Annotated in this window: 17 protein-coding genes and 1 tRNA gene; 13 read left to right on the plus strand and 5 right to left on the minus strand. The window is 62.4% G+C overall.

Annotated elements, in window-relative coordinates; all coding sequences use genetic code 11:
- Positions 1-1,261: 1,261 nt before the first annotated feature.
- Positions 1,262-1,549, minus strand: coding sequence for a hypothetical protein (locus tag AC5ZFO_RS09135; RefSeq protein ID WP_496121995.1), 288 nt, complete (start codon positions 1,547-1,549; stop codon positions 1,262-1,264).
- Between the two features lie 465 nt (positions 1,550-2,014).
- On the opposite strand from AC5ZFO_RS09135, the gene AC5ZFO_RS09140 reads away from it, so the two are divergent.
- On the plus strand, positions 2,015-2,218 hold the full coding sequence (locus tag AC5ZFO_RS09140) for a hypothetical protein (protein WP_496121996.1): 204 nt from the start codon (positions 2,015-2,017) through the stop codon (positions 2,216-2,218).
- 584 nt (positions 2,219-2,802) lie between these two features.
- On the opposite strand, the gene AC5ZFO_RS09145 is transcribed toward AC5ZFO_RS09140, so the two are convergent.
- A complete protein-coding gene (locus AC5ZFO_RS09145) occupies positions 2,803-2,970 on the minus strand; it encodes a hypothetical protein (RefSeq protein WP_496121997.1) in 168 nt (55 codons plus the stop codon).
- 752 nt (positions 2,971-3,722) lie between these two features.
- Between AC5ZFO_RS09145 and AC5ZFO_RS09150 the strand changes: the two genes are divergently transcribed.
- Positions 3,723-4,520 (plus strand): helix-turn-helix transcriptional regulator, encoded by a 798-nt coding sequence (locus tag AC5ZFO_RS09150; protein ID WP_496121998.1) that lies wholly within the window; start codon positions 3,723-3,725, stop codon positions 4,518-4,520.
- Between the two features lie 84 nt (positions 4,521-4,604).
- Here the strand turns inward: AC5ZFO_RS09150 and AC5ZFO_RS09155 are convergent, their stop codons facing one another.
- Complete coding sequence (locus AC5ZFO_RS09155; RefSeq protein ID WP_496121999.1) at positions 4,605-4,811, minus strand: Arc family DNA-binding protein; 207 nt, start codon at positions 4,809-4,811, stop codon at positions 4,605-4,607.
- 742 nt (positions 4,812-5,553) lie between these two features.
- A complete protein-coding gene (locus tag AC5ZFO_RS09160; protein ID WP_496122000.1) occupies positions 5,554-6,339 on the minus strand; it encodes an SDR family NAD(P)-dependent oxidoreductase in 786 nt (261 codons plus the stop codon).
- A gap of 134 nt (positions 6,340-6,473) precedes the next feature.
- Here AC5ZFO_RS09160 and AC5ZFO_RS09165 point away from each other — a divergent pair, with 134 nt between their 5' ends.
- Positions 6,474-7,172 (plus strand): histidine phosphatase family protein, encoded by a 699-nt coding sequence (locus AC5ZFO_RS09165; protein ID WP_282521073.1) that lies wholly within the window; start codon positions 6,474-6,476, stop codon positions 7,170-7,172.
- Positions 7,173-7,241: 69 nt separating this feature from the next.
- Positions 7,242-8,009, plus strand: coding sequence for an SDR family NAD(P)-dependent oxidoreductase (locus AC5ZFO_RS09170; protein ID WP_282521072.1), 768 nt, complete (start codon positions 7,242-7,244; stop codon positions 8,007-8,009).
- 206 nt (positions 8,010-8,215) lie between these two features.
- Here AC5ZFO_RS09170 and AC5ZFO_RS09175 read toward each other — a convergent pair whose 3' ends face one another.
- Positions 8,216-9,439, minus strand: coding sequence for a serine hydrolase domain-containing protein (locus AC5ZFO_RS09175; RefSeq protein ID WP_282521071.1), 1,224 nt, complete (start codon positions 9,437-9,439; stop codon positions 8,216-8,218).
- 162 nt (positions 9,440-9,601) lie between these two features.
- On the opposite strand from AC5ZFO_RS09175, the gene AC5ZFO_RS09180 reads away from it, so the two are divergent.
- The 9 genes from AC5ZFO_RS09180 to rpoB all read left to right on the plus strand — a co-directional run bounded on the left by AC5ZFO_RS09180 (position 9,602) and on the right by rpoB (position 19,237).
- Positions 9,602-9,677 (plus strand) — tRNA-Trp (locus AC5ZFO_RS09180).
- A gap of 344 nt (positions 9,678-10,021) precedes the next feature.
- Positions 10,022-10,213, plus strand: a complete 192-nt coding sequence (secE, locus tag AC5ZFO_RS09185) for a preprotein translocase subunit SecE (protein WP_007611620.1) — start codon at positions 10,022-10,024, stop codon at positions 10,211-10,213.
- Complete coding sequence (gene nusG, locus AC5ZFO_RS09190) at positions 10,213-10,770, plus strand: transcription termination/antitermination protein NusG (protein WP_063982569.1); 558 nt, start codon at positions 10,213-10,215, stop codon at positions 10,768-10,770. The genes secE and nusG overlap by 1 nt, the downstream gene beginning before the upstream one ends.
- Before the next feature lie 131 nt (positions 10,771-10,901).
- Entirely contained in the window at positions 10,902-11,330 is a 429-nt protein-coding gene (rplK, locus tag AC5ZFO_RS09195) for a 50S ribosomal protein L11 (RefSeq protein WP_006611824.1), read from the plus strand.
- A 6-nt stretch (positions 11,331-11,336) separates the two neighbouring features.
- Positions 11,337-12,029, plus strand: coding sequence for a 50S ribosomal protein L1 (gene rplA / locus AC5ZFO_RS09200; RefSeq protein ID WP_014494487.1), 693 nt, complete (start codon positions 11,337-11,339; stop codon positions 12,027-12,029).
- A 118-nt stretch (positions 12,030-12,147) separates the two neighbouring features.
- The gene (locus tag AC5ZFO_RS09205; RefSeq protein WP_282521070.1) at positions 12,148-13,101 is read left to right on the plus strand and encodes a 2-hydroxyacid dehydrogenase; all 954 of its coding nucleotides are present in this window, start codon (positions 12,148-12,150) and stop codon (positions 13,099-13,101) included.
- Between the two features lie 584 nt (positions 13,102-13,685).
- Positions 13,686-14,204, plus strand: a complete 519-nt coding sequence (rplJ, locus tag AC5ZFO_RS09210; RefSeq protein ID WP_247967835.1) for a 50S ribosomal protein L10 — start codon at positions 13,686-13,688, stop codon at positions 14,202-14,204.
- Positions 14,205-14,258: 54 nt separating this feature from the next.
- Entirely contained in the window at positions 14,259-14,636 is a 378-nt protein-coding gene (gene rplL / locus AC5ZFO_RS09215; protein WP_063982571.1) for a 50S ribosomal protein L7/L12, read from the plus strand.
- A 482-nt stretch (positions 14,637-15,118) separates the two neighbouring features.
- Complete coding sequence (rpoB, locus tag AC5ZFO_RS09220) at positions 15,119-19,237, plus strand: DNA-directed RNA polymerase subunit beta (protein ID WP_028152884.1); 4,119 nt, start codon at positions 15,119-15,121, stop codon at positions 19,235-19,237.
- Positions 19,238-19,334: the final 97 nt, after the last annotated feature.

A 19,334-nucleotide genomic window follows, 5' to 3' on the forward strand; every position in this document is an offset into this window, starting at 1 on the left:
GGTCAAAGTCGGAAGTGTTCCTGCCTGGCACGGCACGTCCGTTGTACCCTCAAGAGCTGACGTCGCTCGCGCGAATACCTTAGGCTGCTCCAGAGTCTGTTCGCGGTCATTCTCCGATCAGCTCGTCATGGCGGGCTCTTACTGATCCTAATGCCTGCGCCCTTCTTTCCGCTCTCAAGGCTTGAATCCACCAGCCTGCGAATAGCCTCCGGGCGGCTAATGTCTTCTAAGCTGCCCCGCGGGGCCTTATCCAGGCATTGTCCTCAGGGACAATGTTCTACGCACCTCCTGGAGTGGTATTTTCAACGAGCGGGACGCGTCAAGGAGGCGAGCTACCAAAAATAGTATACTACCTTTAGATGCAGCGGGTTTGATGAAACCACGAAACAGTTCCACGTCGTAGCGCGTCTTGTCATCACTGGCGGGGAGGCTTGAGTGCGGGGAACAAAGCACGTCGCGCGTCAGGTCGCGGGCCTGTTGGGCTACGCCAAGTCCACAGTGATCGAGCGATCAAGAAGGCTGGTTAGACGACGCTCTGCTAGCAGGATGGCGCTCGATCGGGAAGCCGTCACGGAGCTTATTAGGCTCACCGACAACCTGCTCCGGCAGTACGGCCGACACGTCGAAGAGGACGATAGAGCCACCCGCTGCTTCGCTACCGACGAATTTCTCGTCGCTACGTACACAGTGGAACCGGGCCTCGCTCTCTACCAAATTTCGCAGCACGCTCACTGTGAGAATATATCTCCAGTATTTGTCGCGACGTGGCACTGCGCTTCGGGCACGCCAGACCTGCGACTCTACCGTGACGGATATTGGCGGAGACGATTTCGGAGTTTCGCTGACGACTCAATGGACCCGGCTCCAGCGCGGCTTCTACATTGATAGCGCAGGGTCCTGATCCAACATAGCCGCGGACTAGGTTCATCACCGCACCGCATATGGCTGGCAAGGTGATGAGAACACTGGTTGCGCTCCGGCCTTAGCTCAACGACCATCCATCGAAAAGCAGCGCACCGATGCCGCAGAGGCCGCGCTGATCCGCGACTTGGCGACGGACCCAGCAAAGCGCGACGTATTCAACCGCCTTTACGAACACCTCAACCGACTTGCCGACGAAGTCGAGCGAGTGATGCGCGGTGAGACCCTAGAGGTCGTCCGCGAGCACGGGAATGACCAGCGAGATCAGTAAGACCGCCGCTCAGTTGGGGCCGGCCTCATCACGCCACGTCGCACGTCGAAGTCACCTGCGATAATCGCCTCACGCTTTCCCGTCTAAGCTCGCTTTTAATATGTCCAGCGCAACCTTACTCAGGCGCATGCGGATGGTTGCGGGTACAGCCGTCGTGAGCGCCGTCTGTGGCTCGTCCTCTATCAATTCGTTCGCGAGTAGTTTCCAGAGCATGCGCGGCGAGACGCCATTGCGCTCGCACTTCAACGCGCTACCGCTCGGCCCATAAGTGCGAAATACTTTCTGGTCATTAGTCGCGATCATCGCACGACGAACCGCAGGCGTGAGGTTGAATCTCTTCTGCTCTGACTGCCTCATCAGTCAAACAAGAAAGGAGATGCCAGTTGGCTGGTGTTGATTTAAATCAAAACGACCGTTTCGGTTCACAAGGGCAGTTGAAGCGAGCGCCGCTTCACATCCGCTCTACTGACAATACCCGACATCACAACCGGTCGCGTGGTTCGACTAAGGGCCCCAGCAATCCTCGAAAACGATCTGAGCCCCAGCCTCGGGCGCTCAGTGTGTGTGAATGATCGCGCTTGCCAGCCGCCGCTCTCGCGATCCTGAGTCAAGGCCGTCGTCGGTCAGGTCATTTGTCTGCCGCAGCGCCGAGAGGTGGCCCGTCTGAGGTGTTATATGCGACCTTTGGCTATGACTGGAACCCAATGAAATCCATCGCGTTTCTTCGTCGCCAACGTCACGCTTGGCAGCACTGACTGGCCCCGGCAAGGCCCTCGCCGCCGATGCCGTTTCGTCGGGGCCCCTTGTCTTCAGGAGGATTGCATGAGCGGCAAGCGACGTCGTTTCAAGCAAACCGTAAGCCTAGAGGAGCGGCTTGCGGTGGGGGCGAAATTGCTGCGAGAGCGCGCTATGGCATTGCCGCCCGGCGCCGAGCGAGAAGCTTTGTTGAAAAAGGCCAGAGAGACCGAAATGACGGGTAATGTGTCTCATTGGCTTGCCTCGCGCCCCCTTCCACCGGAGGAATGATCTGGGGCGAACAGCTCCGGTTGAACTTGAACGAGAGACAGGCGGCTTACGCCGACACGATGCTCGACGACAGAAGGCAGGCACGCGCCTTACTTAGAGAGGAAGCCGACCCTGACCACGCGCGTGTCGCCGGTTCCAAAAGAGCCACCGCCGCAAGGGCCCCGCGCGGTGAGCGCCTTGCACTCAGTGACGCGGCCTGCGAGCCACACGTCCGACCAAACCGGGGCGATCTGTCGGGATTCGAACAGACGCGTCAGCGCCAAGTATTCAGCCTACAGCCATTGGAACGGACGGCGGGTCGGCCCGGTGGTCTCCTCCAGAGCCACCGGGTTCTTCCGGTCTGCGAGGGCGAGTAGCCGAGGGCGCTGTGTGGGTGAGGGCAAATGGGCTTGGATAGTAATCTTCATTTCAAAATCGCTGTCATCGCCCTTGGCGCGTTTACGACCCTGTTGGCGATCAAGCTGATCTCTTCGTTCTGAGGCGTTGAGATTCCCAATTTTCCCGGCCGTCATTCTGCAAGGTTGCAGAGGCGTGCCTGACGCTCTCGGTGCGTTGACGCAAAGCGTTTGCAGCCAACCCCTCGGTTAGGGCTCGTGTTTTTTGATGTGAGGTGATCCGCTGCCCCGGCGCAGCGCGTTCAAAGCGTTGCGCGCGTGGCGCACAGCCGCCTGGTTGCCGGCTTTCTCGATGTGCTCTATGGCCCATATCAGATATTGCATGGCGGTTTTAGAAGGATCAGGGGCAGCAGTCATTGATGGTATCAAATCACCGGTTCGGGACTGGCGTTGTTACAACACGCCGTCAGTTCATCTCCTTAGACGAGAGTCGGATGTAGCAATTGCGCTGAGTTGCCATTCTTCCCGCTGCGATGCGGCTGCATATTGCGCATTATGCCGAAGCACGTCAGCAGACGGTCCAAGGAGGGCTATTGGCCCGATGCTATCGAGCGTCGTGCGTTTCGCACGAGATCGCGCCGCTGCTGTCGATGTCTGTGAGCTTCTTCGATCTCCCAAAAAGCCCAGACGAAACCCGCACTAAGGCAGACTGAAATCACGATGAGCAAAAATGCCTGATCGCAGGCGGTCTGGATCATGAAATGTCCAATGCGAATAGAATTTCAAAACAAAGGGAATACGCTGAAAACGCCTGATCAGGGAACGTTGACGCTCGGCAGCGGACCGGTCGGGCGGATCGACACCTTCGCCGGTGGCTGCTGCGCGACAGCCGCGAGTGCAATCAGAACTGCGCATGACAGAGCGATGAAAATGCCGGGAAGCCATCGCCTCGACCTCCCGCCAGCGCCGAGCCTCCCAAGCCGGCGCCCGCCCGTTGCTGTGCGCATCGTTGATCTCCCAAAATAGTTACGGTGAGAAGACCCATCTTCCCAGCACCCGCGCCGAATGTCGCGCCACTTGATGAGTCTGAAAACTACCTAGAAAGGTGGTTTGCTGTCGTTTATGTATGCCCGCTTAGGTCGGCGATCTGCACACACTTTGGGAATGACATGCATCTCTCCACGGATCCCACCGATCCGCAAAATCAAGAAGTTTACGCGCTCTGGGATCAGCTGGCCGAGTTCTCCGTCGGCGACGGCGACGCCGCACTGACCCACCTGATGGCCGCATTGTGTACCATGTTGTCGGCACGCAATGTGCTATGGGGTGTACTCGTGCGATTGCCTTCGCCGCGGCGGGCCGATCCCTTGCTCGGCTGGCGTCCTCGCCTCGTCCGGCTGCTGCACCCGATACCGGCGGTGGCAGCATCTGTGCAGAAGCAGTTCGATACGCTCTGGTCCGATAACGTCGACCTGTCTCAGATCCTTTCCATGTCGGGAGATGAGCCGTTCCGCATTCGCCTGCTCTTCGAAGCGCTGCCGCCGGAATGGTTCGATGGCGAGCACTATCGGCGGCACTATCTGGACGTCGGCTTCGTCGACAGCATTTCCGTGCGCATTGCGCTCAATGACGACGTGAGGGTTCGCCTGTTCGTATTTCGCGATGCGCAGACACCCCGCTTCTCGGCGCAGGACGGCCAGCGTCTGGGCTTCGTGATGCGCGGATTGGGATGGTTTCACCGTCAGCAACTGCTCAGCCACGGTCTGCTCATCGCCAACGCGCCCCTCTCACCTGCTGAACGCAGGGTGTTGCTCGCCCTGCTCGACGGTAATACAGAAAAGCAGATCGCGCTGAGGCTCGACCAAAGTCCGAACACCACGCACTTCCACGTCAAGTCGATCTACGCCAAGTTTGGCGTGCGCAATCGCTCGGCGCTCGCTGCGCTGTGGCTCGGAAAACTGAGATAACTAATTGTCCGACGTAGATTTCGCTGCAAGCACCGAGTAGCGCCTAGCCACGATCAACCGTGTGGCAGCCAGCGATTTGCTGCACTAAGAGGTAGGGTCTTTCGCTCTCGCCAGTCGCGCCTCCATTGTCTCCAGCCGCTCGATCGGCTGAGCGTCTGGCTGGCCAGCCTCGAACGACTGCTCGATTCTCTTTTCCAGCTCGGCGCTGATCGATCTGCCGTTGGCGGACGCGGCAGCGACGAGCTTCTCATAGACGGTGGGCGATAGCCGGGTAGCGACGCTTGGTTTCATGATCGCCAATAATGCTGTGTGTTGTTCTGTGCTGCAAGGTCCGCACGTCGCACCCCAGAACTCAGGCGACCCTGACGATTTCGATGCCGGCGCGTTCGGCCTTGTCGATCATATCGGCGGTGCCGGCGTGGCCGGGAAACGCGAGCACCAATTCGGACTGGCCGTATGTGATCATGTCGGCTTTGCGCTTCGGTCCCGCACCTGGTCCGAGCTACCAGCATGGCGGCTTTCCCGATTGTGCTGGCCGAGCGGACCATGCGGTGGTGTCGTGGTTAACGCGGTCCGTAAGACTACGGTTATAGCGCAATGGCGGATCGCGACACAGATGTGAACACAACAACCGCATCGCATTGATTTTTCTCAAATTGTTTGTCCATTCTTCTCCCCTGCGCAGGGAAGGCCGGGATGCTCCGGTTGCCCTGTTACCCGCTGTGCATTGTAGCGCAATCTGCTCTTGGCATGGCGGTCCATGGGAGCCAACCGTCTCCCGGTCTTCCCTGCGCCCTCTTTCATGAGGGGGTGAGGCGACGAAGCAAAGCTCGGGCGAAACGCGCCGCGAGGATGCAAGCCCATGTCAGCCATTCAACAACGGTCTCGTGCCCCGGACGCATCGCAGCACGAAGTGATGCGCTGCAGAGCCGGGGCCCATGTATCAGCGAGTGCGCGGTCTGCTGGGTCCCGGCGCTGCGCAGCAACGCCAAGAGGCATTGCAGCGCGTCCGGGACGCGAGAGAGCGCGGATGTCAGACCGGCTTGCCCGTATACGGCATCGACGCCGTCAAACCACCGTCCACCGGGAACGCCTGGCCGTTCACATACGACGCCTCGTCGCTGGCCAGGAACAGCCCCATCGCCGCGAGCTCGTGCGGCTGGCCGGGGCGCTTCAGCGGATTGAGCTGGCCGATCTTGTCCTGGGTGCCGCGCTCCTTGGCGCGGTCGAAGATCGGTTTGGTCATGCCGGTCTCGATCAGGCCCGGACACACCGCGTTGATGCGCACGCCGGTGCCGGTCAGCGAATACGCCGTGGTCTGGACCAGGCTGATCACGCCGGCCTTGCTCGCCGCATAAGGATGTCCGCTGGCGCCGGCCTTGAGGCCCGCGACGGACGCCGTGAGCACGATCGCGCCGGACTGCTGCTTCACCATGTGCGGCATCGCATGTTTCACCGCGAGGAACGGGCCGATCAGGTTGATGCGCAAGACCTCCTGCCACTGTTCCACGGTCTGCTCGCCGAGCGGCACGAGCCCGCCGGAGACACCGGCGTTGGCCCAGATCACGTCGAGCCGGCCCTGCGTCTTCACCGCCTTGTCGATGACGGCCATGACGTCCTTTTCGGAGCCCGCGTCCGCGATCATAGCTTCCGCGACACCGCCGGCCTTCTTCACCTCCTCGACGGTCTCCTTCACCGCCTCGGTGCGGTCGACCGCTATCAGCTTGGCGCCTTCCCTGGTGAAGAGGAGTGCGGCGGCGCGGCCGATGCCGCTGCCGGCGCCGGTGATGATGACGGATTTGCCTTGCAGACGGCCCATGCGTTTCTCCCTTTGGTATGCTGCGCGACGCTTGCCGCGCGACGGAATTTCAAACAGAATTTGAAACAGTAAAGTGTCTTGAGACACGTTCACACCTGACGTACAGCGACATCAAACGGGATGGAAGGGTTTCGATGGCAGCCGCAGAAAAGCCCAATGTGGTCACGACACGGTGGTGGTGGGTCCGTCACGCGCCGGTGCGCAACGATGGCGGCAACATTTACGGCCAGAGCGATCTCGCCTGCGACACCAGCGACACCTACGTCTTCAATGCTGTTGCCAAGGTGCTGCCACGCAAGGCGGTCTGGTATTCGAGCAATCTGATGCGCACCCACCAGACCGCGGAAGCGATCTGGGCGGCCGGTTACCCGAAGCCTGCGTCGATGAAATGGGAAGCGGATCTCGCCGAACAGAATCTCGGTCGCTGGCAGGGCATGAACCGCGCCCAGTTCGTCGCGAGCCGCCCCGTCGGATCGAGCTGGTTCGCCGACATCAACGAGCCCGCGCCCGGCGGCGAAAGTTTTATGGATCTCTACAACCGCACGCGCCGTACCGTTGAGCGGATCAACAACGAGGCGGCCGGGCAGGACGTGATCGCGGTCGCGCATGGCGGCACCATCAAGGCGGCGATCGGCCTCGCGCTCGACGGCCAGGTGGAGCGGGCGCTGTCGTTCGACATCGACAATGTGTCGATCACGCGGCTCGATTATTTCTCGAGCCCGGAGCGCTCGGTCTGGCGTTTGCCGATGGTCAACCAGCAGCCGTGGATCGCGGATGACGCGCACGCCGAGATGCATCAGTTGGCGGGGCCGGAAGTCAAGAAGCTCGCCTGACGCCATTGTCCGCTCGTGCGGTCGCGGCGTAAGCTTCAAGCCAATCAAAACGCACTCTGGGAGAGAAACATGACCTTGTTCGACATGAAGGGGAAAGTCGCCGTCATCACGGGATCGACGCGCGGCATCGGGCTTGCGATCGCCGAGCGCATGGCCGAGCACGGCGCCAAGGTCGTGATCTCCTCGCGCAAGGCCGACGTCTGCGATGAGGTTGCGAAGGGCATCAACGACAAGTTCGGCAAGGGCACGGCGGTTGCGATCGCCGCCAACATCTCGTCGAAGGAAAATCTGCAAAACCTCATCGACGAGAGCAACCGCGCCTTCGGCAAGATCGACGTGCTGGTCTGCAACGCCGCGTCGAACCCGTATTACGGTCCGCTCGCCGGCATCTCCGACGATCAGTTCAGGAAGATTCTCGACAACAACATCGTCGCCAACAACTGGCTGATCTCGATGGTGGTGCCGCAGATGATCGAGCGCAAGGACGGCTCGATCATCATCGTCTCCTCGATCGGCGGCCTCAAAGGCTCGACCATCCTCGGCGCCTACGCGATTTCCAAGGCCGCCGACATGCAGCTCGCGCGCAACCTCGCCTGCGAGTACGGCAAGCACAACATCCGCGTGAACTGCATCGCGCCCGGCCTGATCAAGACCGATTTTGCCAAGGCACTGTGGGACAATCCAGAGAATTTGAAGGCCTCGACCTCGCGCTCGCCGCTGCTCCGCATCGGCATCCCCGACGAGATCGCCGGCGCCGCCGTGTTCCTGGGATCGAAGGCCGGCGACTTCATGACCGGCCAGACCATGGTGATCGACGGCGGCGCGACGATCAGTTGATGCGCTTGCAGGAAGGGGCAAGCAGCCCACCCCAACATTGGTGTCATCGCCCGCGAAGGCGGGCGATCCAGTATTCCAGAGACCGGCAATAGAGTGCTCGCTCTCGCAACATCCGCCGCGGCGTACTGGATGCCCCGGTCAAGCCGGGGCATGACAGCGATTGTGGAGTTGCGGCGTCGCGACTAACTAGCTTAACCGCCGCTACCTCAATCCACCGCCGCGTAAACCAGATCCCGCACCAGCGTCCGCGTGTGGTCGCGCTGCCCCGGGCCCTGCGACATAAACACGACGAACAAATCCTCCTTCGGGTCGATCCAGAAGAACGTCCCGGCAATGCCGCTCCAGAAATACTGGCCGACGCTGCCGGGGAACGGCGCGATGCCGGCCTCGCGGCGCACGGCGAAGCCGAGGCCGAAGCCGTGGCCCGGCGACAGCAATGTGCCGTTGGTCACGACGTGCGGCCCGAGGTGATCGGATGCCATCAGCTCCAGCGTCTTGCGGCCGATGATCCTGTTGCCGTCGAGCGTGCCGCCGTTGCGCAGCATCAGCGCGAAGCGGGCATAGTCTGTCGTGGTCGAGACCAGGCCGCCGCCGCCGGACTCCATCACCGGCTGCTCGAGCATGTTGAACAGCGCGACCTTGTCGCCGGTCCAGGGATCGGCTTCGAACGGCTGAGCGAGCCTGTTGGCATTGGCTTCGCTGGTGGAGAAGGCGGTTTCAGTCATCTGCAACGGCGCGAGGATGCGCCCGGTGAGGAACGCGCCGAGCGATTTGCCGCTGACGACCTCAATGATACGGCCGAGGATGTCAGTGGAGCGGCTGTAGTTGAACTCGTCGCCGGGGTGGCAGAGAAGCGGGAAGCTCGCCACCAGCGCGGCATGCTCGGCATTGGTGATCTTGCGGCTGCGGACGCGGGACTCCTGGTAGAGCTTGTGCACGGGGCTGTCGCCCTGGTGCTCATAAGTTAGACCAGAGGTGTGGCGGAGCAGGTCCTGCACCGTCATCGGCCGCTTCGGCGGAACCAGTTCCAGCTTGTCGCCGCTGACGACGCCGACCTTCTGGTCCGCGAACTCCGGAATGAACTTGGCGACGGGGTCGGCGAGCAGCAAATGGCCATCCTCGACCAGCGCCATGATGCCGACCGACACGATCGGCTTGGTCATCGAGAAGATCCGGAAGATCGAATCAAGCGCCATCGGCGCAGGTCCGGCCGGGCTCTGCTTGCCGAGCGCCTCGAACCAGCCGACCTGGCCGCGCCGGGCCACCAGCACGGTCACCCCGGGAATGGTTCCCTTGTCGATCTCGCGCTTGAAGGCATCCGACATCGCCTGGAGGCGAGGGCGCGACAGACCCAGCGTTTCCGGCCTTGCCTCGGGCAAAGGCGGGGTTTTCGGCGCGGTGGCGGCTTGGGCGGCGGCTGTGGCAGTCATGGGCACTCCCGGTTGCTCTTTATTATCGGGAGTGAACTGTTGCCCAGATGGCGCGGCTTAAACAAGCGAGGCCAGCGCGCTTCACCCTTGCAATCCGTCCTTGCAATCCGGCCGTCCCCTGTGCTTGAAAGCGGCCCTGATCCGCGGCGACGCAGGGTCCGTAGGAGTGTAGCTCAATTGGTAGAGCACCGGTCTCCAAAACCGGGGGTCGCAGGTTCGAGCCCTGCCACTCCTGCCAGCTAATCCCAGACAATCAGGATCGACAGGCAGGACGGCGTCGGGCCGACAAGCTCGGACCGTGGATCATGCGGGCCGGGTAAGCCCTTGATCCGGATCGGGTCCGCTGGCCTCGGCCGCGCGTGTCCCGGGCAGCCCACACCTTGACCTTTGGCCCCATCCGCAGTATCTACCCCGCACTCGCAGCCGGCCCGTTAAACGCGGATTTCCGGCGCGGCTTTAAATCCCCGAACAATCGAGCCCGGTTTCCCGGCTCATCCTTCGAGACAGAGGGCTGGGCCAACGGCGGCTGTTCGGATCCCTGAAATTCATTCGCGTCTGTCGACGGACGTTGGACATCAAACGATGGCAGTCAGCCCGTTCAAGTTCTTGCAGGAAGTGCGCTCGGAGACCGCCAAGGTCACCTGGCCGACCCGTCGTGAGACCACGATCACCACCATCATGGTGTTCGTGATGGTCGCCGTGGCCTCGATCTTCTTCTTCGCCGCCGACCAGATCATCCGTTACCTCATCACCTTCCTTTTGGGCATTCACTGATGGCAACAGCCGCTGCAACCCAATCGACCGACAAGCGCTGGTACATCGTCCACGCCTACTCGAACTTCGAGAAGAAGGTCGCCGAATCGATCCGCGAGCAGGCCAAGCAGCGCGGGCTCGAGGAGCTGTTCGAGCTGGTGCTGGTTCCGACCGAGAAGGTCACGGAAGTGCGCCGCGGCCGCAAGATCGACGCCGAGCGCAAGTTCTTCCCGGGCTACGTGCTGGTGAAGATGAAGCTGACCGACGAGGCGTTTCATCTGATCAAGAACACCCCGAAGGTCACGGGCTTCCTCGGCGCCGAGAACAAGCCGATGCCGATCTCGGAAGCCGAGGCCATGCGCATCCTGCACCAGGTGCAGGAGGGCGTGGAACGGCCGAAGGCGTCGGTGTCGTTCGAGATCGGCGAGAACGTGCGCGTGGCCGATGGTCCGTTCGCCTCGTTCTCGGGTGTGGTCGAGGAAATCGACGAGGCGCGCTCGCGCGTGAAGGTCGCGGTGTCGATCTTCGGCCGCGCCACGCCGGTCGAACTGGAATTCGGTCAGGTCGAGAAGGTCTGATCGGACGAGGCGTGAGGCTTCGGTTTCACGCTAGCAAGAGGCCGTGGGAGGGAGAGGGCGGTTGCCAGCCGCATCCGACCCAGACCACGAACCTGAAACCGCCGGCCCTGCCGGCACAACAGGAGTGATACATGGCAAAGAAAGTGACCGGATACCTGAAGCTTCAGGTCCCGGCCGGTGCGGCGAATCCTTCGCCCCCGATCGGTCCCGCGCTTGGTCAGCGCGGTCTCAACATCATGGAGTTCTGCAAGGCGTTCAACGCCCAGACCCAGAAGGAAGAGAAGAACACCCCGATTCCCGTCGTGATCACGATCTACGCCGATCGTTCGTTCACGTTCGAGATGAAGACGCCCCCGATGTCCTTCTTCCTGAAGCAGGCCGCCAAGATCCAGTCCGGCTCGAAGGCGCCGGGACGTGACAAGGCCGGCAAGGTGACCAAAGCGCAGGTGCGCGAGATCGCCGAGAAGAAGATGAAGGATCTCAATTGCGATTCCATCGAGTCGGCCATGAAGATGGTCGAGGGCTCTGCCCGTTCGATGGGTCTGGAAGTGGCGGGGTAAGCGGTCATGGCAATCGGAAAGCGTTTGAACAAAGCCCGCGAAGGTGTTGACCGCGAAAAGCTTTACCCGCTCGCGGACGCCATCAAGATGGTCAAGGAACGCGCCAAGGCGAAGTTCGACGAGACCATTGAGGTCGCGATCAATCTCGGCGTCGATCCGCGTCACGCCGACCAGATGGTCCGCGGCGTCGTGACCCTGCCGAACGGCACTGGCCGTACGCTCCGCGTCGGCGTGTTCGCCCGCGGCGCCAAGGCCGATGAGGCCAAGGCTGCGGGCGCCGACGTCGTCGGTGCCGAAGACCTGGTCGAGAAGGTGCAGAACGGCTCGATCGATTTCGACCGCTGCATCGCCACCCCCGACATGATGCCGCTGGTCGGCCGTCTCGGTAAGGTGCTCGGCCCGCGCGGCCTGATGCCGAACCCGAAGATCGGCACCGTGACCATGGACGTCACCGGTGCGGTGAAGGGTGCCAAGGGCGGCTCGGTCGAGTTCCGCGTCGAGAAGGCCGGCATTTTGCAGGCCGGCGTCGGCAAGGCCTCGTTCTCCGAGGAGAAGCTGGTCGAGAACATCAAGGCTCTGGCCGATGCTGTCTCGAAGGCGAAGCCGGCTGGCTCCAAGGGCACCTACATCCAGCGCGTTGCGGTGTCCTCGACGATGGGCCCGGGCGTGAAGGTCGAGCCGGGCACGATTCTCGGCTAAGGCTTGCCTCGGCTGAGGTTTGGAAATTGCATGAGGCGAGGGGCGGAATTGGGCAACCGATTCCGCCCCTCGTCGTTTGTGGCGTTCATCGGAAACAAGAACCGGGAAACAAGAAAAAATGGCTGACAAGGTCCTGATCTACTCGCGCTTCCCGAAGACGATGATGGCGCGTTTCGCGGAGCGGTTCGAACTGCTCGACACCGGCGGCAAGCCGGCGCTTGAGGTGTTTTCGGCCGATGAGCTCGGCGGCATCCGCGCGATGCTCACCGCCGGCGGCTCGCCGCTTGGGGCGGACACGATGGACCTGTTCCCAAAACTGGGCGCCATCGTCTGCTACGGCACCGGTTATGACGGCGTCGACCTGACGGCGGCCGCCGCGCGCAACATCGCGGTCGGCCACAGCCCCGGCGCCAATGCGGCCTCGGTTGCCGATATCGCGATGACCCTGATGCTGGCGACGACGCGGCGGATCCTGGTCGCCGACCAATATGTCCGCAGCGGCGATTGGGCGGGCTCGAAGCAGTCGCCGATGATGCGCCCGCAAGCGGGCATGCCCGGCCGCCGCATCGGCGTCTACGGCATGGGCGAGATCGGCCGCAAGATCGCGGCGCGCTGCGCCGCCTTCGAGAGCGAGGTCGGCTATTTCAGCCGCAGCAAATACGATCTGCCCTATCAATATTTCCCGACGCTGGAGGCGCTCGCCGACTGGTGCAGCGTGCTGATGATCGCGGTCCGGGCAGGGGCCGAGACCCAGCACGTCGTCAACGCCGATATCCTCGGGCGACTCGGGGAGCACGGCTACGTCGTCAATATCTCCCGCGGCTCTGTCATCGACGAGAGGGCGCTGGTCGCGGCGCTCTCCGACAAGACCATCGCCGGCGCCGGCCTCGACGTCTACGAGAGGGAACCGCACGCCCCCGACGCGCTGACGGAGCTCCCAAATGTCGTGTTCGCCCCGCATATCGGCGGCCACACCCTCGAATCGCACGTCGCCATGCAGAACTGCGTGCTGGCGAACCTGACGGCATTCTTCGCGGGCGAGCCGCTGCCATACCGGGTCAAATCGGCCTGAATCGGCCCTTGTCGGGGCGTCTCAAGCCCCGCCGCCAGTGGATTGGAACTGGTGTGAATTTTGCTCTTGGCAAGCGGGCTCCGAGCGGTTAAAGAACCGCTTCCGGACGTGCCGGCCTCGGCTGGCGCGTTCGTGCACGCATTCCGAAAACCCGACAAGACAGGAGATCATTCCTTTTCAGGACGTCCGTGAGGATTTGCCCGAAAAGGAAGGAAAACCCGTCGGTTGGTGGAGTGCGGGCAGGGGTCGGGCGGTTCGCCGGCTGACCTTGTCCTGTCCAAGACTGCAGGCGCCCGCGGGAAATTTCGATTTCTCAACGGCTTAATCGCATGGCCTGCATAGACGGGTGAAGACCGGATTTCACTTCGCACCCAGCTTTAACGGCTGGTTCGCGAAACGGGTCTGGTTCGGACCTCGACACGCCGTGGGCCTTAAGGGCTCCCGGAGGGCAGGCTTTGAATTGTCGTCTCGCCCGGCGCGTGTCCCAGGGGTTTTGGCCCCGAGGTTCAGGTTTTGGGTGGGACGATGGGTGCAACCCGGCGGTCCCGCTTCTCGCGATGACCGCCAACCGGAAAGAGCTTGCTGTGGAACGAGCGGCAAAAAAGGAAGCGGTCGAACAGCTCAATGGGGTCTTCAAGACCACGAGCGTCGCGGTCGTTGCTCAATATTCCGGCCTGACCGTTGCCCAGATGCAGAAGCTGCGTATGCAGATGAAGCAGGCTGGCGCCTCGGTGAAGGTCTCGAAGAACCGTCTCGCCAAAATTGCTCTTGAAGGCACTGACGTCGTTGCCATCGGCCCCATGCTGAAGGGACCGACCGTGATCGCCACTTCGAACGATCCGGTAGCGGCGCCAAAGGTCGCCGTCGAATTCGCCAAGGCGAACGAAAAGTTCGTCATCATTGGCGGCTCGATGGGGAAGACCGTCCTGAATGTCGACAGCGTGAAGGCGCTTGCCTCGCTGCCGTCGCTTGATGAACTGCGCGCCAAGATCGTCGGCCTGCTTGTGGCCCCGGCGACCAAGATCGCTCAGCTCGCCAATGCGCCCGCGGGCAAGCTCGCGCGCGTCATCCAGGCTCATGCCTCAAAGGGCGAAGCGGCCTGACGCCCTTCGCAAAACTCAAACCCGAACCAGACATACACTCAAGGAAACTGAACAATGGCTGACTTGCAGAAGATCGTTGACGACCTCTCGAGCCTCACCGTGCTCGAAGCTGCCGAACTCGCGAAGCTCCTCGAAGAGAAGTGGGGCGTTTCGGCTGCCGCGGCTGTCGCCGTGGCCGGCCCGGCTGGTGGTGGCGCTGCCGCCGCTCCGGCCGAAGAGAAGACCGAGTTCACGGTCGTTCTCGCCGCCGCCGGCGAGAAGAAGATCGAGGTCATCAAGGAAGTCCGCGCCATCACCGGCCTGGGCCTGAAGGAAGCAAAGGACCTCGTCGAGGGCGCGCCGAAGCCTGTCAAGGAAGGCGTGAACAAGGACGAGGCCGAGAAGCTCAAGGTCCAGCTCGAGAAGGCTGGCGCGAAGGTCGAGCTCAAGTAAGCAACGCTTACTGGCGCAAGACCCCGGGCGAACATCAGCGAGACCGGGGTCTCGGTCCACCCATCACGGGGTGGGCAACATGCAAAAGGCGTGCGATGGAACATCCCGACGCAGGCCGAACACGAAAAAGTGTGGGGATTTGAGGGTCAACCCCTCGAATCTCCACTACTGTCGCCCCATATCGGTTCGGCAGCACGAAAGCGCGGTGGGCAGGGATGCCGGATTTCCCTGTAAGCCGTTGGGAGAGCAGGCTATTTCGGGCTTTTGCAGTCCGTGAAGACAATCGTTGTGACGGGCGGGCGTGCCTATGCGCCCCGCGCGTCGTTTTGCGTTTTGAAGGTCTGAAGAACAGATTCAGGACATGACGGCCTGAAACTGGATTTTTAGTCCCCGAAACGGGTTCGAAAAATTCAACCCGGGGAGCGGCGGCAGCCGCGTCCTGGACGGCGCGCCCAGAGCGGGCGACGAAATGAGAGGCCACGATGGCGCAGCAGACATTCACCGGTCGCAAACGCGTTCGCAAGTTCTTCGGACACATCAAGGAAGTCGCCGAGATGCCGAACCTCATCGAGGTTCAGAAGGCGTCCTATGACCAGTTCCTGATGGTCGACGAACCCGCGGGCGGGCGTCTCGACGAGGGCCTGCAGGCGGTGTTCCGCTCGGTGTTCCCGATCTCCGACTTCTCGGGCACCTCGATGCTGGAATTCGTCCGCTACGAGTTCGAGCAGCCGAAATACGACGTTGACGAGTGCCGCCAGCGCGGCATGACCTTCGCGGCCCCCCTCAAGGTGACGCTGCGCCTCATCGTGTTCGACATCGACGAGGAAACCGGCGCGAAGTCGGTGAAGGACATCAAGGAGCAGGACGTCTACATGGGCGACATTCCGCTCATGACGATGAACGGCACCTTCATCGTCAACGGCACCGAGCGCGTCATCGTCTCGCAGATGCACCGTTCGCCCGGCGTGTTCTTCGACCACGACAAGGGCAAGACCCATTCCTCGGGCAAGCTGCTGTTTGCCGCCCGCGTCATTCCGTATCGCGGCTCCTGGCTCGACATCGAGTTCGACGCCAAGGACATCGTCTATGCGCGTATCGACCGTCGCCGCAAGATTCCGGTGACGTCGCTGATGTTCGCGCTCGGCCTCGACGGCGAGGCGATCCTGTCCACGTTCTACAAGAAGATTCTCTACAAGCGGACCAAGGAAGGCTGGCGCGTTCCGTTCGACGCCAACCGTTTCCGCGGCTACTCGACCATCAACGACCTGATCGACGCCGACACCGGCAAGGTCGTGCTCGAGGCCGGCAAGAAGCTCACCGTGCGCGGTGCGCGTCAGATGCAGGAGAAGGGCCTGAAGGCGCTGCGGCTGTCCGATGAGGAGCTCGTCGGCAACTATCTCGCCGAGGACCTCGTCAACCCGAAGACCGGCGAGATCCACGCGGAAGCCGGTGAAGAGATCACCGACAAGTCGATGAAGGCCCTCAACGAGCAGGGCTACAAGGAACTGCCGCTGCTCGACATCGACCACGTCAATGTCGGCGCCTACATCCGCAACACGCTCTCGGCCGACAAGAACATGACGCGCGAGGACGCGCTGTTCGACATCTACCGCGTGATGCGTCCGGGCGAGCCGCCGACGCTGGATTCGGCGCAGGCGATGTTCCAGTCGCTGTTCTTCGACGCCGAGCGCTACGACCTGTCCGCGGTCGGCCGCGTCAAGATGAACATGCGCCTCGACCTCGATGCGCCCGACACGCAACGTACGCTGCGCAAGGAAGACATCCTCTCCGTCATCAAGACGCTGGTGGATTTGCGCGACGGCAAGGGCGAGATCGACGACATCGACCATCTCGGCAACCGCCGTGTGCGCTCGGTCGGCGAGCTCATGGAGAACCAGTACCGCATCGGTCTGCTTCGCATGGAGCGCGCGATCAAGGAGCGCATGTCCTCGGTCGACATCGACACGGTCATGCCGCAGGACCTGATCAACGCGAAGCCGGCGGCTGCCGCCGTGCGCGAGTTCTTCGGCTCCTCGCAGCTCTCGCAGTTCATGGACCAGACCAACCCGCTGTCGGAGATCACACACAAGCGCCGCCTCTCGGCGCTTGGACCGGGCGGTCTGACCCGCGAGCGCGCCGGCTTCGAGGTGCGCGACGTGCATCCGACGCATTACGGCCGCATCTGCCCGATCGAGACGCCGGAAGGTCCGAACATCGGCCTGATCAACTCGCTCGCGACCTTCGCGCGCGTGAACAAGTACGGCTTCGTCGAGACGCCGTACCGCAAGGTCAAGGACGGCCGCGTCACCGACGAGGTCGTGTACCTCTCGGCGATGGAAGAGGGCCGCTACACGGTCGCGCAGGCCAACGTGCCGCTCGACCCGAAGGGCCGCTTCACCGAAGATCTCGTGGTCTGCCGTCACGCCGGCGAAGTCTTGCCGGTGACGCCGGACAAGGTCGACTACATGGACGTGTCGCCGAAGCAGCTCGTTTCGGTCGCCGCGGCGCTGATCCCGTTCCTCGAGAACGACGACGCCAACCGCGCGCTGATGGGCTCGAACATGCAGCGCCAGGCGGTGCCGCTGGTTCGCGCCGAGGCGCCGTTCGTCGGCACCGGCATGGAAGGCGTGGTTGCGCGTGACTCGGGTGCCGCGATCGCGGCACGCCGTTCGGGCGTGATCGACCAGATCGACGCGACCCGCGTCGTCATCCGCGCCACGGAAGATCTCGATCCGACCAAGTCGGGCGTCGATATCTACCGTCTGATGAAGTACCAGCGCTCCAACCAGTCGACCTGCATCAACCAGCGTCCGCTGGTGAAGGTCGGCGACATCGTCAAGAAGGGCGACATCATCGCCGACGGTCCGTCGACCGATCTCGGTGAGCTCGCGCTCGGCCGCAACGTGCTGGTCGCGTTCATGCCGTGGAACGGCTACAACTTCGAAGACTCGATCCTGCTCTCCGAGCGGATCGTGAAGGAAGACGTCTTCACCTCGATCCACATCGAGGAGTTCGAGGTGATGGCCCGCGACACCAAGCTCGGCCCCGAGGAAATCACCCGCGACATTCCGAACGTCTCGGAAGAAGCGCTGAAGAACCTCGACGAAGCCGGCATCGTCTACATCGGCGCGGAAGTGCGCGCCGGCGACATCCTGGTCGGCAAGATCACGCCGAAGGGCGAAAGCCCGATGACGCCGGAAGAAAAGCTTCTGCGCGCCATCTTCGGCGAAAAGGCCTCCGACGTTCGTGACACCTCGCTGCGCGTGCCTCCGGGCGTGCAGGGCACGATCGTGGAAGTGCGCGTGTTCAACCGTCACGGCGTCGACAAGGACGAGCGTGCGCTGGCGATCGAGCGGGAAGAGATCGAGCGTCTGGCCAAGGACCGCGACGACGAGCAGGCGATCCTGGACCGCAACGTCTACAACCGTCTTGCCGAGCTCCTCGAGGGACGGCAGGGCATTGCGGGCCCGAAGGGCTTCAAGAAGGACACCAAGATCACCCGTGCGGTGCTCGAGGAGTACCCGAAGTCGCAGTGGTGGCTGTTCGCTTCGCCGAACGACAAGCTGATGGCCGAGATCGAGGCCATGCGGAAGCAGTACGACGAGTCGAAGAAGGGGCTGGAACAGCGCTTCCTCGACAAGGTCGAGAAGCTTCAGCGCGGTGACGAATTGCCGCCCGGCGTGATGAAGATGGTCAAGGTCTTCGTCGCGGTGAAGCGCAAGATCCAGCCCGGCGACAAGATGGCCGGCCGCCACGGCAACAAGGGCGTGGTGTCGAAGATCGTGCCGATCGAGGACATGCCGTTCCTCGAAGACGGTACGCATGCCGACATCGTGCTCAATCCGCTCGGCGTGCCCTCGCGCATGAACGTCGGACAGATCCTCGAGACCCATCTCGGCTGGGCTTGCGCCGGCCTCGGCAAGCGTATCGGCCAGACGGTCGATGCCTATCTGTCGAAGCAGGACATCAAGCCGCTGAAGGAAACCTTGAAGAAGGTCTACGGCGAGGACGAGACGATCAAGTCGCTCAACGACAACGAGTTGATCGAGCTTGGTCACAATCTGAGCCGCGGCGTGCCGATCGCGACGCCGGTGTTCGACGGCGCCAAGGAAGCCGACATCGAGGAGATGCTGAAGCTTGCCGGTCTCGACGCTTCGGGTCAGTCGACCGTCTATGACGGCCGTACCGGCGATGCCTTCGATCGCAAGGTGACGGTGGGCTACATCTACATGCTCAAGCTGCACCATCTCGTGGACGACAAGATCCACGCGCGTTCGATCGGTCCGTACTCGCTCGTCACCCAGCAGCCGCTGGGCGGCAAGGCGCAGTTCGGCGGTCAGCGCTTCGGCGAAATGGAGGTGTGGGCGCTCGAGGCTTACGGCGCGGCGTACACGCTCCAGGAGATGCTGACGGTGAAATCGGACGACGTCGCCGGCCGTACCAAGGTGTACGAGGCGATCGTCCGCGGCGACGACACGTTCGAGGCCGGTATTCCGGAATCGTTCAACGTGCTGGTCAAGGAAATGCGCTCGCTCGGCCTCAACGTCGACCTGCACAACTCCAAGGTGGGACCGGCGCCGACGTCGGAAGCAGCCGAGTAATACGACCTTTCATGCCCGGCCTTCACGGCCGGGCATCGGCGCCCCTCCCGAGGCCTTGAGGGCAGGGCGCCCCGATTGAGTGATTTTCGAATTTGCG

It is taken from the genome of Bradyrhizobium sp. Unk1 (genome assembly GCF_059512345.1).

What these genes read in the sequence shown, in the direction of transcription:
- AC5ZFO_RS09135 (WP_496121995.1), bottom strand. Translation starts at nt 1,549, where the DNA reads ATGAGGCAGTCAGAGCAGAAGAGATTCAACCTCACGCCTGCGGTTCGT.
- AC5ZFO_RS09140 (WP_496121996.1), top strand. Translation starts at nt 2,015, where the DNA reads ATGAGCGGCAAGCGACGTCGTTTCAAGCAAACCGTAAGCCTAGAGGAG.
- AC5ZFO_RS09145 (WP_496121997.1), bottom strand. Translation starts at nt 2,970, where the DNA reads ATGACTGCTGCCCCTGATCCTTCTAAAACCGCCATGCAATATCTGATA.
- AC5ZFO_RS09150 (WP_496121998.1), top strand. Translation starts at nt 3,723, where the DNA reads ATGCATCTCTCCACGGATCCCACCGATCCGCAAAATCAAGAAGTTTAC.
- AC5ZFO_RS09155 (WP_496121999.1), bottom strand. Translation starts at nt 4,811, where the DNA reads ATGAAACCAAGCGTCGCTACCCGGCTATCGCCCACCGTCTATGAGAAG.
- AC5ZFO_RS09160 (WP_496122000.1), bottom strand. Translation starts at nt 6,339, where the DNA reads ATGGGCCGTCTGCAAGGCAAATCCGTCATCATCACCGGCGCCGGCAGC.
- AC5ZFO_RS09165 (WP_282521073.1), top strand. Translation starts at nt 6,474, where the DNA reads ATGGCAGCCGCAGAAAAGCCCAATGTGGTCACGACACGGTGGTGGTGG.
- AC5ZFO_RS09170 (WP_282521072.1), top strand. Translation starts at nt 7,242, where the DNA reads ATGACCTTGTTCGACATGAAGGGGAAAGTCGCCGTCATCACGGGATCG.
- AC5ZFO_RS09175 (WP_282521071.1), bottom strand. Translation starts at nt 9,439, where the DNA reads ATGACTGCCACAGCCGCCGCCCAAGCCGCCACCGCGCCGAAAACCCCG.
- secE (WP_007611620.1), top strand. Translation starts at nt 10,022, where the DNA reads ATGGCAGTCAGCCCGTTCAAGTTCTTGCAGGAAGTGCGCTCGGAGACC.
- nusG (WP_063982569.1), top strand. Translation starts at nt 10,213, where the DNA reads ATGGCAACAGCCGCTGCAACCCAATCGACCGACAAGCGCTGGTACATC.
- rplK (WP_006611824.1), top strand. Translation starts at nt 10,902, where the DNA reads ATGGCAAAGAAAGTGACCGGATACCTGAAGCTTCAGGTCCCGGCCGGT.
- rplA (WP_014494487.1), top strand. Translation starts at nt 11,337, where the DNA reads ATGGCAATCGGAAAGCGTTTGAACAAAGCCCGCGAAGGTGTTGACCGC.
- AC5ZFO_RS09205 (WP_282521070.1), top strand. Translation starts at nt 12,148, where the DNA reads ATGGCTGACAAGGTCCTGATCTACTCGCGCTTCCCGAAGACGATGATG.
- rplL (WP_063982571.1), top strand. Translation starts at nt 14,259, where the DNA reads ATGGCTGACTTGCAGAAGATCGTTGACGACCTCTCGAGCCTCACCGTG.
- rpoB (WP_028152884.1), top strand. Translation starts at nt 15,119, where the DNA reads ATGGCGCAGCAGACATTCACCGGTCGCAAACGCGTTCGCAAGTTCTTC.